This window comes from Thalassoglobus sp. JC818, from assembly GCF_040717535.1.
Classification (GTDB): Bacteria; Planctomycetota; Planctomycetia; order Planctomycetales; family Planctomycetaceae; genus Thalassoglobus.
Map to the genome: position 1 here is coordinate 500,156 of NZ_JBFEFI010000004.1, position 15,238 is coordinate 515,393.

A 15,238-nucleotide genomic window follows, 5' to 3' on the forward strand; every position below is an offset into this window, starting at 1 on the left:
GAGTTAGCAAATGAAAAACGGGGCATCATTCCTGATGCCCCGCTCAGTTCGCAGACAGTTCAGTGATCGATCACTTCGGCATTAGTGATTGACACCTTCCTGCAACTTGTCCATCACGTCCTCGAGATTAAAGCTGGCAGGTTTTTGTCGGGGTGGAAACTCTTTGAACGTTTCCAGGAATGTTCCGACATATTGCTGAGCTGGAACCAGCAGAAATGCGTGGTCGAGCAACCAATCGTAATAGGTGTTTGAAGTAATATCTGCCTGCTCGTAGGGGTCGGCATGGAGATCAAACATTTTCGGAAGTCGCAACGTTGTAAACGGCTCCGCCCAGATCTTGAGCGTTCCCTGTGCACGTTGTTCCAGGAAGACGAGTTTCCAGTTCTCAAAGCGAAGACCAACAATCTGGCCATCATCGTTGAAGTAGAAGAAGGAGTTCCGTGGTGACTCTTCTTCTTCTCCGGTCAAGTAAGGCAGAATGTTGAATCCATCGAGATGAACTTTGAATGACTTACCGTCCGCTTCATGACCTTTGAGAAGCTTCTCTTTGATATCATCTTCCCCTGCGGCGGCGAGAAGTGTTGGCAGCCAATCCAGACCGCTGACAATTTCATTCGAGACACTGCCTGCCTCAATCTTTCCTGGCCAGCGAATCATCGCGGGGACTCGGAAAGCACCTTCCCAGTTTGAGTTTTTCTCATTCCGAAACGGGCTGACAGCAGCATCCGGCCATGTGTTCTTATGAGGACCGTTGTCGGTCGTGTAGATGACAATCGTGTTCTCGGTAATTCCAAGGTCGTCAAGTTTGTCGAGAAGCTTCCCGACGTCACCGTCGTGTTCGAGCATTCCGTCAGCGTACTCAGTGCGAGCGGTCAAACCTGGCTCGTCACGCAGCTCTTCACGGACGTGTGTTCGGAAGTGCATACGTGTTGAGTTGAACCAGCAGAAGAATGGCTTCTTCGCTTTGACCTGACGTTCCATGAAGTCAGCGGCAGCATCGGAGGTTTCGTCATCGACAGTCTCCATACGCTTTTTGGTGAGCGGACCGGTGTCTTCGATCTTTCCATCGGAACTCGACTTGATCACACCACGAGGCCCGTACTTCTTGCGGAACTCTGGGTCTCTCGGATAGTTCCGATTTTCTGGTTCTTCCTCAGCATTGAGGTGATACAGGTTGCCGAGAAACTCATCAAAACCATGATTGCTAGGAAGAAATTCGTCCTTGTCTCCGAGATGATTTTTTCCGAACTGGCCGGTTGCGTAACCGTGTGGCTTCAGCAGTTCAGCGATGGTTGGATCTTCTTTCTGAAGACCAAGATCCGCCCCCGGAAGACCAACTTTGGAGAGCCCTGTGCGATAGGTACACTGCCCAGTAATGAATGTCGATCGTCCAGCTGTGCAGCTCTGCTCTGCGTAGTAATCGGTGAAGAGCATCCCTTCTTTGGCGATCCGATCGATGTTGGGAGTTTGATAACCCACCAACCCTCTCGTGTAAGCGGAGATGTTGGACTGGCCGATGTCATCACCAAAGATGACCAGAAAGTTAGGTTTGTCCTGTGCCTGAGCGAACAGCCCGCAACTCAGCACCAGCGACAGTGTCAACGCAGAACGCGTTATCAGTCTCATGAGAATGCCTCTTTTGAAGATGACAGAAGTGATGATCGCTGTCAGTCAGTTCGTGACAGTCAGAACTGACCGCTAACGATGGACAAGAATGGAGTGTGATAGGAAAGAGAAACGAACACACAGCTTTCTCTTCAACGACAGTTACTTGAACCTCTCGGTTTCTGAAATATCGAAGGAGTTCCCAATCTGATCTGTTCAAGGAAGAATGCGTATCCTCGTTTCTAGACAGTTCCTAACTACGTTTCTAGAACCAATTTGTCAAAACTACAACAATCAGCACGAGACTTCTTGCGGAGTTCACAAATCGAATGGCGATCATGCGGGCCAATCTTTGTCGACTTCGGCTTCGCAACTCAAGCAAGCTCAACAGTGAAACGAATGACGATTTCTTCATCGCTGTGGCTATTGGATTGATGTGTCGAGTTGCTCAGGAAACCGTGGGTTGCCCTTCACAAACGACTCGTTAATCCAATCTTCGTACTCGTCGACAGGACAAATCACTGTGTGCAGACTTCCATCGCCCATGACGAACGACCATCGTCCAGGACTTCCGGGTACCCATCGATTCATGAAGTGTGTGGGCTGGATGTCGTGACAGATAACAACAACATCTTTCGGTTTCAGTTGACCCGCTTGTGATGGTCGAAAGCTCTCCATATCCAGGTGGCGATTCCACAAGATTCCCTCGAACGGTTCAGATTCGCCGGGAGCTAGCGAGCAAGTGCAGTCACTTTTAGTCAGGCAGCCGTCCGCGTTCTCAGCTTGGCAAATCAACAACTCAGGCGAGAAGTTGCCTTCTTCATCCCTCGGAAGATCACCGGTGCGTTCCACGAAATCTGCAAGCGAAGCGTAGGCCAGACGCATTCGCTCGTTACAACGAGCAGACAACATCGCAGAACGAATATCCGCAGTTTGGGAGAGGAGAAAGAAACTGACAAAGACGACCACCACAATGAAACAGCCCAAAAGGAAGAGAGACCGTTTCGATTGCATGCTTTGCCTTGAGAAGTGTTAAGAGTTGTGAAGGTCTTCGAGGGAGTTGATTTTCCACAGCACTCATGGGTTGATGCTGGCAGCCAACTCCGATCAAGATACAGCGGCCTGAGCCTCATGGTCGAGGCTCAGTTCTTCAAGAAAACTGCGAACTCGACGTTCGCACTCGCACAGCAGGATCGCTGATGAAAGTTTTGGTGTTGGGAGGAACAGGAGCGACTGGAAAACAGCTCCTCATTCAGCTTCTTGAAAAAGGGCACGAAGTACACGCCGTCGTGCGATCAATCACGAGTCTGCCCAATGAACTCGTCCAGAATGAGAACCTTACTCTGACAGAAGCGAGCGTCCTTGATCTCGATGAAACGACGCTTGAAGAACTCATTTCAGATTGTGATGCCGCTACTTCTTGCCTGGGACACAATCTCTCGCTACGAGGGATTTTCGGTCCTCCGTATCGACTGGTCACCGAGGCAGCGCGACGAGTCTGCTCAGCAGTTCAGAACACCAAGCCGGAACGGACGTTCAAGTTTGTGTTGATGAACACGACTGGAAATCGCAATCGAGACCTCAATGAGAAAGTTTCGTTCGCGCAGCTTTGCATCGTGGGATTGCTGCGATACGTCATCCCTCCTCATGCAGACAACGAAGACGCTGCTGAGTTTTTGAGATCGGCGATCGGTCATTCGAACAACCAACTCGAGTGGGTCGTCGTTCGACCAGACACCTTGATCGACGAAGCGAACGTCAGCCCCTACTCGCTTCACGCATCGCCCATTCGAAGTGCGATCTTCGATGCCGGGAAAACCAGTCGGATCAACGTTGCGAACTTCATGGCTGAACTGATCGAAGACGATGACCTTTGGCAAACTTGGAAAGGAAAGATGCCGGTGATTTACAACTCCACTTCTTCACCGGACACTCCGAAAGCTTGAGAAACAAGACTTATTGACGATCGGTGTCCGGGGTCAGAATTCCGATTTTCCAGTTGAAGTCACCGTACCCTTTCAAGTTCTTGTCACGGTCGAACATTCCTTGAAAGACGAATTGCAGGTTGTTCGGATCGATCGTCAATGTCTCGTCATTTGTGAGGCGAACGAGTTCCCCGTGACTGACGTTGTCCGTCCAGGCAGCTACGCCGTCGGCTGGTCGAATGTTCTTCCAACTCGCAAAAGGATGGTCCGCAGAATCGGCAAGCGGAGTCCATTCTCCATCGAGCCGGTCAGCAAGGTAAGCTTTGAAGTATCGACGCCCGTTCTCTTCGATGAGCGTGAGGAATTGATTCGTCCCATCGATGCGGTAGGTGTGGCTGGCTTCGAAAATCTGTGCTTCAAGAGCCAGTTGGCAGTCGTTGAATCCGTTTGGAAACTCCTCAAGACTTGTCTTCATCCGCCACATCTTGCCATTTAAACTTGTGAAGAAAAGATAGGCGTGTGTGTCATCGCAGATGATCCAGTAATCGAGTCCACCCACCTGTCGTGGATCATCAGGCCCACCATCGAGTGCTGCTTTTGACTTCGTCCAGGAGTGTGGATCGTTGATCTCGCGGGTCGTCGAGTAAGCCACTCTCATCTTGTTTCCCGAGGGATTCGCATCCTGATAGATGAGATACCACAACTTGTGCGGCCGAAAGTAGAACACCTGAGCTGCGCAAAAGTAGTCGCTGTCACTGACGTCGATCAACGTCCGCTCGGCGGAATCAGCGTCGTTCCAATCCGAGAAAGAACAGTATTCAATCGCCGACCGGCCCGGGAGTTTGACCGTCATGAACAGGTGCCACGCTCCATCGTGAAAAACAATGGTGGGATCCTTCTGAGCACGACTCGGTTCGTCATCACGTTTTTCGGGAGTGACGAGAGGCTTTGTGTAGACCCAACTCTGCGGAGTGAGCATTGCCGGATTGAATTCTTCCGCAACGGCCTGATCAACCGAGATCGTACAGGCAACGAAGCTGAGACCGATCAATAAAACACACGCCTGACAGGCTCTTTGACTTCGCAGTTTCGTTTTCATGGATTCAGTTCTTGGGCAGAAACGGAAATGCCTTCGCAAGTTTGCACCGGCAAACACAACGAAAATCATCATAGCGAATTTCAACGACTGCACAGACAACTTCAACAACGAGCTTTCTAAGTCGCGTGCTTGAATCCAAGTACCTTTTCCGCACTGTCATCATTGAACGTCACACAACTCGTCGTTTATAAGTTGTTTGCGTTTCTCATGTTGTTGCTGAAAAATCGTGGATCATTCTATGAAGTCGCTACTTTGTCTGGGAACCTGGCTCCTCATCTTCAGCGGGTCGCTACTAGCGGATGACCGGCCGAACATTGTTTTCTTCTTCACAGATGATCAAACAATCAGCACGCTCGGTTGTTATGGAAACGAGATTGTTCACACTCCCAACATCGATCGGCTCGCACAACAGGGAACTCGTTTCGAAAACGCGTTCGTCAGTCAGGCGATCTGCTGGGTGAGTCGAACGACGATCCTCACCGGTCAAGTCGGTCGCAGCTACGGAACGCCCAGCGATCCCGAATCGACTCGCGCGGATGTCGCTCAAACTCTCTATTCCGACCTGCTGCGAGCCAATGGCTACCGCACCGGGTACTTCGGAAAGTGGCATGCAAAGATGCCGCAAGGCTATCGCCCGCAGGATCACTTCGACGACTTTGAAGCGATCGGACGCAATCCGTTTTACAAGAAGCAACCCGATGGCAGCCTTCGTCACGAAACTGAAGTCATCGTCGATCGTGGCATCGAGTTCATCAAATCACAGCCTGAAGGAAAACCTTTCGCACTGAATATGTGGTTCAACGCCTGTCACGCGGAAGACTCCGACCGACGCCCGGGAATCGGTCACTTCCCATGGCCACGAGCGGTCGACGGTATGTACGATGACGTCACCATTCCGGCACCTCGACTCAGTGACCCCGCCATCTTCGACGCCCTTCCCGACTTCCTTCAAACAACGATTAACCGCGAGCGTTTTTTCTGGAGATGGAATACTGACCTCAAATATCAAACGAACATGAGAGCTTACTATCGCATGGTCAGCGGCATCGATGGGGCCATCGGGAGATTTCAGAAAGCACTCGAAGAAGCTGGCTTAGCAGACAATACCATCATCGTTTACTCCGCCGACAACGGCTACTACATGGGGAACCGGGGACTGGCCGGGAAGTGGTCCCATTACGACAACGCACTGCGTGTTCCACTGATCATCTCCGACCCAAGAGTCTCCGCCGAACACAAGGGGCAAACGACTTCAGCAATCGCTCTGAATGTCGACCTGACCCCAACGTTTTTGTCTTGGGCAGGTGTTGAGATTCCCGCGACCTACCAAGGTCACAGCTTGGCACCAATCGTTGGTGATGAGACACCCGCAGACTGGCGGACGAATTCTTTTCACGAACACTTTGCTGTCCGTTCGCGAATTCCAGCGTTCGAAGGCGTTCGCAGCGATCGCTTCAAGTATGCGAGATACTTCGATCATGGCGGGAAAGAATTCCTCCACGATTTAAAGAGCGATCCCGACGAACTCCGCAACCTTGCTGACGATCCACAGCATCAGGAGACACTCAAAGAACTCCGGGCTCAAACAGACGAATACGTGAAAGCCTACGGAGGCGAACTCGATCCCCTGAAACACTTCGCCCCGTCAACTGTCCCGCATCCGGAAGCTTCGGCAGAGGTCGGAGCTCGTATCGACAAAGATGGCTTCGTCTCAGTCTTTGACGGAAAGTCGCTTCGCGGCTGGACTGGGGACGATGCGTATTGGTCCGTAGAAGATGGAGCATTGACTGGAGTCACAGACGGTTCGCTCAAAATGAATCGCTTCATCACCTGGAAAGATTCAACGATTCGCAACTTCGACCTGCGAGTCAAAGTGAAGGTGACTGCCGGAGGCAACAGCGGAATCCAGTATCGAGGCACATCTCGTCCGGACCTGGGTCTCGATATTGTGACCGGCTATCAGTGCGATGTTGTGGCCAACATCCCTGAATACAACGGGATGCTTTACGAAGAGAAGGGGCGACGCATCCTTTCGCACACCGGGGAAAAAGTGATCATCGATTCCGAAGGTCAACCTTGGGTGATCGAGAAAATGCCTGTCCAAACGTTTGCCCCGGACGAGTGGCATGACTACCGGGTGCTCGTTGAAGGCAATCATCATCAGCACTGGATTGACGGAGTCAAAACCGCCGACCTTATTGACCTCGATGAATCGGGGCGTGCCCTCGAAGGAGTTTTGGCCGTCCAAGTTCACGTTGGGCCAGCGATGAAGATTCAATACAAGGACTTCAAAATCAAACACCTGCCAGACGATCTTCCAATCCTTCAACCGGAAGATCATCCCATCCCGGACGGAGCATACGGAGTCCGGCCGCAAGGCAGACTCCCGAAAGACTGGAAAGCTCCGGTCTACACTCGCCCCTAAAGAGAACGTAAACTTAACGTTGAAGAACTTAGCCCGATCGATAAGGAGATGTGATCGGTCCCCTCTGAACAAAGCAGACAGACTACGGAGGCGAACAAACTCAGAGACAATTTGAAGCGACTGACTTCTCACTTCAAGAAGCCCTGAATCACGAACGACTCGCAATTCAGTTCTGGTAGACATTGTGTCGTACGCTTTTCCGCGAAGTATTCACTTCACTGCGTCGCGACAGATGTCCGAGAGGAATGAGATTCACAATGCCCAATTCCGAAACGTCTGCGCTTTCGCCGGCAGGTTTAACCAAAGACTTGACGGCAGGCGTTGTCGTCTTCCTGGTGGCATTACCTCTTTGCTTGGGAATCGCCCTCGCATCCGGGGCTCCGCTTTTCTCCGGGCTACTTGCCGGGATCATCGGTGGGCTCATCGTTGGTACGCTGAGCGGATCACATACGAGCGTGAGTGGCCCCGCTGCTGGGTTGGCCGCGATTGTCGTGGCGCAAATCAACTCACTCGGAAGCTTTGACGCCTTTCTGCTCGCTCTCCTGATTGGAGGCATTCTGCAGATCGGCCTCGGGATCGCGAAAGCCGGAGCGCTTTCGGCCTTCTTTCCGACCAGCGTGATCAAAGGCCTGCTGGCCGCGATCGGAGTGCTGCTGATCCTCAAGCAGATTCCACACGTCTTCGGGCACGACTCCGATCCCGAAGGAGAGATGTCCTTTCAGCAACCCGACGATCACAACACCTTCTCGGAATTCTCCACACTCTTTTCAGGAGAAATTCACTACGGGGCCACAATCATCGGCCTGCTCTCGATTGCGATTCTCGTCATTTGGGAGCGAACGAAACCACTCAAGAAAACCGGAGTTCCCGCTCCGCTGATCGTTGTCGTCATCGGAGTCGCCATTCATCTCTTCATGCAGCGACTCGGCAAACCGTGGGCGATTGATCCCAGCCACCTCGTCCAAATTCCCGTCGCGGAAACTCCATCTGATCTCTGGAACTTCCTGCGGTTCCCTGATTTCTCCAAGTGGGCTGATCCAGCCATTTACATCGGCGGTGTTACGCTGGCGATCGTCGCCTCACTCGAGACTCTATTGAACCTCGAAGCAGTCGATAAACTCGATCGAGAGGGAAGAAATTCTCCCCCGAGTCGCGAACTCGTCGCACAAGGAGTCGGAAACGTCTGCTCTTCTTTGATCGGCGGATTGCCAGTGACTTCGGTGATTGTTCGCAGCTCAGTCAATGTGAATACCGGAGCCAAGTCCAAGCTCTCGGCAATCTTCCATGGGTTCCTGTTGCTCGTTTGTGTGGCGTTCTTTCCGACCTATCTCAACAAGATCCCCTTGGCTGCACTGGCCGCCATTCTGCTGGTGACAGGATTCAAGCTGGCCAGTCCAACAGTCTTTAAACAAATGTGGGCTGACGGTCGCTACCAGCTCATCCCGTTCATCGTGACGATTCTGGCGATCGTATTCACCGACCTGTTGATTGGGATTCTGGTCGGACTCTTCGTCAGCATTCTCTTCATTCTCAACAGCAATCTGCGTCGACCAATTCGCAGGGTCGTCGAAACCCACCTCGACGGACAGGTGATGATGATCGAACTCGCCAATCAGGTCAGCTTCTTGAATCGCGCAGCCCTGCAGAATGTTTTCGACGAAGCGCCGCGAGGCTCAAACATTCTCATAGATGCCAGCCAGTCAGATTACATCGACCCGGATATTCTCGGCCTGATCCGCGACTTCAAAGACAATAAGGCCCCAGTCCGCGGTTTGACTGTGAGCCTTCGCGGTTTCCGTGATAAGTATCTGCTTGAGGACGACATTCAATTCGCCGATTATTCATCTCGCGAATTACAGGACCGCATCACGCCCGATCAAGTTCTCAAGATTCTGCAGGAAGGCAACGAACGATTTCAGTCAGGACGTCGTCTGTCACGCGATCTCGGCCGCCAAGTCAATGCGACCTCCACTGGTCAAAATCCACTCGCTGTGATCCTCAGTTGCATCGACTCCCGCGTCCCTGCCGAAATTGTTTTCGATGTCGGTATTGGTGATATCTTCAGTGTCCGCGTCGCAGGGAATGTGATCGGAACAAAAACACTGGGCAGCATCGAATATGGAGTCGCTGTCTCCGGCGTCAAACTTGTTGTTGTTCTGGGGCATACCCGCTGCGGAGCAGTGACCTCTTCCGTTCAGTTTCTGGCCAACGAGCAAGACGTCATGGCAGCCACGGGATGTCCACATCTCAATTCAGTTCTTGAGGAAATTGATCAAAGCGTGTCACGCGAGGAAGCGACAAAATTCAACCGACTCGATAACACTTCGAAAGAATCATTCGTTGATGAAGTCGCCAGAAGAAACGTCCTGAAAACCGCTGACGAAATCGTTGCTCGCAGCGAGCCGATTCGAAAAGCTGTCCAATCGGGACAGGCGATGGTTGTCGGGGCTCTTTACGATGTCAAAAGCGGAAAGATCGATTTCTTCACCGAAGCCTGATCGATCGCCAGACAGAGACTCATCGCTCAATGAAAAAAACTCTGGGGGAATCCTTCCCACCAGAGTTTTTTGACTCTTTGCACCAGGTCGCGAACGTACATTAAGCAGCAGCGTCAGCCTGCTTGTTACGTCGCTTCAGTCGTGAACCGCAGAACCCAAGAGTTCCAATTCCCATCAGCACGAGGCTGCCTGGTTCTGGAACAGGATTTGTCACTGGAGGGAATGTTGAATCGCCAACGGCGAAGATCAGAGTTCCAACATCGTACAGAGATGGATCATTGACCGATTCTGCGCGGATGTCGACGTAGTACATCCCAGCTGCTGAAAAACCGAAGTTGAAGTGGGAATGCGCCAGCGAAGGAAGTGTCACCTGATCACCAGCGTCAATTCCATTGAGGAACGAAGACATAAAGATGTCGAAACCGCCGAGGCCATTGGACTGCCAAAGTGAGAATTCACCTGGCCCGGTAACACCTTCGAGGCTGAACTTCACATTACCGAAGTTCGCTGGAACTTCTTCCGTGGCCAACCCGACGAACGGGACACCTGCAACATTGTTTTGCGGAAGAACCCAGGCGTCGCCAGAACCAGCACCGAGACCGACACTATTGAGCGGTGCACCGGAGACCATCAGGCTGTCACTGACGCGAATGTAAGCTTCATCGAGTCCGTATTCTCCGCCTCCCGTTGTAGCCCCATCAAGCACAGCATCGCCACCAAAGTGGTAGTGAAGGTGCAGGTGTCCGTGATCGCCATGATCGACGTATTCGACGCCGATATCGGAATGCCCCGCGCTGTACTCAACCAAGCCGGCTGACGCGCTAGTTGTCCAGACGAGACCAGCCAAGACACCCGCAAAAAGTTTCCCAATCGTCACTCTCATTTGTTCTCTCTCAAAAACATGAACACAACACCCACTTTTGCACACCTTGTGCATTTCAGGACGATATCCCCAACCCTGACCACATGCAATCGATTTGCAATTAAAATTCTTATTTCGTATTGTTGAACAGAGTTCAAGCTAAAGATTCCGTTCATGGAGCGACGAAATGTCCCCCTCACAGAGCACTGCACCTGGCCAATTCTTCCAACGACGCGGGTTCACGTTGATCGAACTTCTAGTTGTGATTGCGGTCATTGCCATCCTGATCGCGCTGCTTCTGCCCGCCGTTCAGCAGGCGCGAGAAGCTGCGCGCAGAACGCAGTGCCGCAACAATCTCAAGCAAATCGGCCTCGCCCTGCACAATTACCACGATATTCATCAGACACTTCCGTTCAGTTCGACTGGAAGCAAACTGAATGGATCGAGTTGCGGCAATGGTTTTTACAGCTGGCTTTCATTGATCTTGCCGCAGATGGACCAAACGACCGTCTACGGTGCAATCGACTTCAATGTTGGAATGATGGACACATGCGATCAATCAGTGCCTGCCGATTACGCTCGCCTTTCGATCTCCAACACTCACCCGAATGCACAGGCAGCTTCGACGACAATCACAAGCTTTCTCTGCCCGTCCGATCCGGTTGGCCCTTCGGAATCTTTCGGAACCGTTGGCGCAGCTCCGGGAAGCTACACAGCCAATTCCGGTTGGCCCGAGTTAACGACCGGCCCCACTGGCGAACTTCCTCCGCTTCAACAGCAGAACGGATTCATCGGCATGATGAACCCGAAGTTTCCTCAACGTTGGAACCGCCCACGAACTTCGTTCAGCAGCGTGACCGACGGACTATCTAACACAACGGCCGTTTCAGAACGGCTCATCAACAGCCTCGCAACGACACAAGGCCCCTTTGGTATCGAGTTCAGAACGGGAAATTCCCCAGTCAACGCCCTCTCCTACTGTGGCTCCAACACCGGCTCAGCCCGCTCGCTCTCCTTCTGGGTTCAGTACTGCGGAAGCGTCGACTACCCGGACCCCACTTACTCCATCGTCCAGGGAAGAAGCTGGATCTCAGGCTGGACATTCGCCGCTAACCACTACCTGCACACAATGCCAATCAATGACCGCAACTGCCACCTCTACGGCGGAGAAGGCTACGGAATGAACATGGCCACCCCAGGCAGCTACCACCCCGGCGGAGTCAACGCACTCATGGGCGACGGAGCCGTTCGATTCATCAACGAATCGATCGGCATGGACGTCTGGTGGGCACTCGGTACCCGCAACGGCAACGAAATCCTCGGCGAGTTTTAGAAGCGATCGCAAAACAGTTTTGAAAAGGGCTTCCGGACCTTGCAGATCGAAGACCACCGTCTTCCGGGCGACTTAAACTCGACTCGGCGCAAAGAAAAAACTTTGGATGGACACCATCCAAAGTTTTCATAATGCCGAAGGTGGGACTCGAACCCACACGTCCTTTGGGGACACTGGATTTTGAATCCAGCGCGTCTGCCAGTTCCGCCACTTCGGCTTTTGTCTTCTTAGAATACTTCGTGTCCAGCGAAGGGAGGAAGTATTTTGGGCGAATGTGGGCGGAGGATAGCAAACGGATCGCGGTCAATCCAGCGTTTCGAGTGAACCGAATCCACAAGGTTTCGACTCGCGAAGAACGCGTGCGTGAATCTCGGCGAGAAGTTCAAGGTGATCGCCCAGTTTTTGCAGCCAAGGCTTGGAAGCAAACACGAATTCCGCCGGGAGAAAGATGTTCTGATTAGAAGCCAGAAACGGAGAGAATCGTCTAAGTTGCTCGTGATCGTCCCAGTGTTTGGGAAAAGCTGCTCGAAGAGTGCATCGACGACATTCCGTTGCTGGGGATTTGTGGATTGAGGCACACGAAGTTGAGCGGCAGGCGGACGGTAAACGTGCTGCCTTTTCCGAATTCGCTTTCGAGAAGAACCTGTCCTCCCAACAAACGGCACAGCTCTTTGACGATTGAGAGTCCGAGGCCGGTTCCTTCGAATTCGCGTGTCGTCAAGTCGCTTCCAACCTGGCTCCGTCCCTGACGAAACTTCTCGAAGATGATGCTTTGATCTTCGAGCGGGATTCCAATTCCGCTGTCGGCGACGACGAGATCGAACAGGTCTTCGTCAAATGTTGAAACATCGACACGAATGCGCCCCCCTTCCGGAGTAAATTTGACTGCGTTCGAAAGCAGGTTCGAGAGAATTTGCTCGATCTTTCCTGCATCCTGATTGAGGATGGGAAAGTTTTCGTCGATCTCCCAACTCAGGTCGATGTTTTTCTTTTCCGCCAGCGGCTTCATCGAGAGGACCTGTCTTTCGACAAGATCGACCATCGAAAATTCAACGGAGTGAACTTCCATCCGTCCGGCGTCCATCTTTGCCAGATCGAGGATATCGTTGATCAGCACCAGCAGGTTCTTGCCCGAAGACTGAATGTTTCGCAGGTACTTCTTCTGCTTGTCGGTCAGATTCTCCGAAACCGTCAATACGTCGCTGAAGCCGAGAATACTGTTGAGCGGAGTTCTCAGCTCGTGGCTCATCGTCGCGAGGAACTCGTTCTTGATCTGGTTCATATCATGCAGTCGCAAGTTCGCTTGCGCGAGTTCGTCGACTTTATGATCCATGCTGACATTGGTTTGACGGAGTTCTTCCTGAGTCGAAACGAGGTGCCTCAGCATCCGGTTGAACGCGTGGCTCAACTCCTGGAATTCGTCTCCGGTTTGAATATCAGCCCGTTGATCGAGTTCTCCTTGAGCGATGGCATCGCTGACGTCCTTGAGGTGCATGACCGGCTTCACGATCACATACCGGACGATGAGATAGGCGATTCCCATTCCCAGCACTGCAGTGACGATCGCCATCACAGTCAGGATCGCGTTGTTGCGGTCGATATCATGTTGGGTCTTCTTCAGATCGAAAGTGATCCGAGCCATGCCCATCATTTCGTCGAGTTCAGAAATCTGCGGCTCGAACTGGCGATCCCGGTGGCAAAGCAGACAGTTTTCTTTCGCAATGATCGGCTCGTAGTAGTGATACGACTGCTCTTCGGGATCGACGTACACCCAGTATTTCTCTCCGCCGTACAGGAGCTTTTTGAGAGCGTCGTGATCGTAGGTCTCCGTCGGGCGGCGAGTCGCGTCGGAGTTTTCGTAATCCTGGGGAATGAACCTCCACTTCTCCTCAGCGAGGTCGTCTGGCTTGAGGGTGCGGCTCAGGTCGGTGACGATTTCGATCGTTTCGGGATCGATGAGTGACTGCGTCTTTTCCCAATGGGTGACGGTGAGGTTTTGAGCAATCAGAACTTGCGCCAAATCACGTTGCTGTTCTTCAACGACTCGTTGATTGAGCCGAGCATAAACCCAGAAGCTGGCTCCAATCAGCAGCAGCAGAGCTCCAGCGAACATCAACCGACATTTTCGTTCGAGGCTGGTTTCTCCGAGCAGTTTCTTAAAACGACGATACGACATCTCGGGAAATTCGCTCTGGGAGATTCAACGCCAGTTCAACTGATGCGATGGCAAGAAGGCTTCATTATGAAGATTCTTACCCGATCCAGCAATAAGAAGCTCGGGCTCCGCACGTCGCAAGAGTTCTTCCAATCAGTCAAAAATGGGAAGCCGCTCAGTTTAGGAAACGCTCGCTGCTGATGCTGTGCGGGAATTCCCGGAATTGGCAAAAAACATCACAGAATTGCTTGATGTGACGTCGAAATGACGATAGCTTCAACGATTGAAGCATAAATCCGCATAGAGGCGGTGCGATCTTTTCCAAAATGTTCACTCGACACGAAGTCGTCCCCCTTTTGGATCCATTCCAGATCTGGAGTAGAAGTCATGAACGCTGCGATCCTGCTCGACGATCCCGAAACCATGGTTGACCCCATTGAAGAGATTCGTCTACGAACGTGGGCTCGTCAAAACTACCTTCCCGAACAAGAACGGGAAGAAGAATGGCACCCGATTATTCTCGACGAGATGCGCCAGAAAGACCTTGAACTGGATCGAATTCGCTAGTCGCTGGACTTCAGTAATGGCAGTTTCTGTCACAGCCATGGGATTGACAAATCTCGATGCTCGCCAGATGACAGAAACGAGTGACACATGATCTTTCGCAGCTGATCGCCTCGAAGTTCTGATCGAACAAACTGAGGCAGGTCACCGTAATCGGCTGCTCGAATTTGACTGGATATTTCCAACACTGGGACCGCAACACCGATCGGTGAATTGAAGCTGATTCGCTTTGAATCACCAAAATTGTCTTTGTGTTGATGTGAACAAGCTCATTGAAGTGTGACTCCTCAAGCCAGAGGATGAACACCGCGACGTTCTTCAACGTCGAATTTACATACAACGACCGATGTCTTTGAGGACGTCGGTCGTTTTTTTATGTCGGGTCATTAGAATTCGGACCGAGGGTCTCGCCCTCCTCTCAAAATCCAAGCGACAGAAGTTCGCTGCAGACACCGAGTTCTCGACCGGAACAACGACGATGCAACTGACAATTGAAGACGTCCGAAAAGTCGCCAAGCTGGCGAGACTGAAGCTCACTCCACAGGAAGAAGAGCTGTTCGTCGACCAACTCGGAAACATCCTCAGCTACGTGGAACAGTTGAATGAGGTCGACACCGAGAACGTCGCTCCGATGGCTCACACTGCGGAGCTGACGAACGTCTTCCGAACAGACAAGTTGCAGAAATCCATCGATCGACAAGATGCCTTGAGCAACGCTCCGAGCACCGACGGAAAATACTTTCTCGTTCCACAGATTCTCGAAGGAGCTTGA

At 52.1% G+C, this 15,238-nt stretch carries 11 protein-coding genes and 1 tRNA gene; 6 read left to right on the forward strand and 6 right to left on the reverse strand.

Annotation, left to right across the window (positions count from 1 at the left end; translation table 11 throughout):
* Positions 1-81: 81 nt before the first annotated feature.
* Together AB1L42_RS13035 and AB1L42_RS13040 are read right to left on the reverse strand one after the other, a co-directional pair.
* Positions 82-1,626: an arylsulfatase gene (locus tag AB1L42_RS13035; protein ID WP_367055988.1), complete on the reverse strand. Its 1,545-nt coding sequence runs from the start codon at positions 1,624-1,626 to the stop codon at positions 82-84.
* Between the two features lie 402 nt (positions 1,627-2,028).
* On the reverse strand, positions 2,029-2,619 hold the full coding sequence (locus AB1L42_RS13040) for a hypothetical protein (RefSeq protein ID WP_367055991.1): 591 nt from the start codon (positions 2,617-2,619) through the stop codon (positions 2,029-2,031).
* Between the two features lie 185 nt (positions 2,620-2,804).
* Between AB1L42_RS13040 and AB1L42_RS13045 the strand changes: the two genes are divergently transcribed.
* Entirely contained in the window at positions 2,805-3,551 is a 747-nt protein-coding gene (locus AB1L42_RS13045; protein WP_367055994.1) for an NAD(P)H-binding protein, read from the forward strand.
* A 10-nt stretch (positions 3,552-3,561) separates the two neighbouring features.
* Here AB1L42_RS13045 and AB1L42_RS13050 read toward each other — a convergent pair whose 3' ends face one another.
* Positions 3,562-4,629 (reverse strand): non-reducing end alpha-L-arabinofuranosidase family hydrolase, encoded by a 1,068-nt coding sequence (locus AB1L42_RS13050; RefSeq protein WP_367055997.1) that lies wholly within the window; start codon positions 4,627-4,629, stop codon positions 3,562-3,564.
* A gap of 238 nt (positions 4,630-4,867) precedes the next feature.
* Between AB1L42_RS13050 and AB1L42_RS13055 the strand changes: the two genes are divergently transcribed.
* Both AB1L42_RS13055 and AB1L42_RS13060 read left to right on the forward strand, forming a co-directional pair.
* On the forward strand, positions 4,868-7,054 hold the full coding sequence (locus AB1L42_RS13055) for a sulfatase-like hydrolase/transferase (RefSeq protein WP_367056000.1): 2,187 nt from the start codon (positions 4,868-4,870) through the stop codon (positions 7,052-7,054).
* A 257-nt stretch (positions 7,055-7,311) separates the two neighbouring features.
* Positions 7,312-9,552: a SulP family inorganic anion transporter gene (locus AB1L42_RS13060; protein WP_367056002.1), complete on the forward strand. Its 2,241-nt coding sequence runs from the start codon at positions 7,312-7,314 to the stop codon at positions 9,550-9,552.
* A gap of 100 nt (positions 9,553-9,652) precedes the next feature.
* Here AB1L42_RS13060 and AB1L42_RS13065 read toward each other — a convergent pair whose 3' ends face one another.
* Positions 9,653-10,435 carry a choice-of-anchor M domain-containing protein gene (locus AB1L42_RS13065; protein WP_367056004.1) on the reverse strand — a complete coding sequence of 261 codons (783 nt, stop codon included), beginning with the start codon at positions 10,433-10,435 and terminating at the stop codon, positions 9,653-9,655.
* 166 nt (positions 10,436-10,601) lie between these two features.
* Between AB1L42_RS13065 and AB1L42_RS13070 the strand changes: the two genes are divergently transcribed.
* Positions 10,602-11,747, forward strand: coding sequence for a DUF1559 domain-containing protein (locus tag AB1L42_RS13070; RefSeq protein WP_367056007.1), 1,146 nt, complete (start codon positions 10,602-10,604; stop codon positions 11,745-11,747).
* A gap of 132 nt (positions 11,748-11,879) precedes the next feature.
* Here AB1L42_RS13070 and AB1L42_RS13075 read toward each other — a convergent pair.
* Both AB1L42_RS13075 and AB1L42_RS13080 read right to left on the reverse strand, forming a co-directional pair.
* Positions 11,880-11,964, reverse strand: a tRNA-Leu gene (locus AB1L42_RS13075).
* A gap of 267 nt (positions 11,965-12,231) precedes the next feature.
* Positions 12,232-13,923 (reverse strand): ATP-binding protein, encoded by a 1,692-nt coding sequence (locus tag AB1L42_RS13080; RefSeq protein ID WP_367056010.1) that lies wholly within the window; start codon positions 13,921-13,923, stop codon positions 12,232-12,234.
* Positions 13,924-14,289: 366 nt separating this feature from the next.
* Here AB1L42_RS13080 and AB1L42_RS13085 point away from each other — a divergent pair, with 366 nt between their 5' ends.
* Positions 14,290-14,469 carry a hypothetical protein gene (locus AB1L42_RS13085; protein WP_367056013.1) on the forward strand — a complete coding sequence of 60 codons (180 nt, stop codon included), beginning with the start codon at positions 14,290-14,292 and terminating at the stop codon, positions 14,467-14,469.
* Positions 14,470-14,944: 475 nt separating this feature from the next.
* Complete coding sequence (gatC, locus tag AB1L42_RS13090; RefSeq protein ID WP_367056016.1) at positions 14,945-15,238, forward strand: Asp-tRNA(Asn)/Glu-tRNA(Gln) amidotransferase subunit GatC; 294 nt, start codon at positions 14,945-14,947, stop codon at positions 15,236-15,238.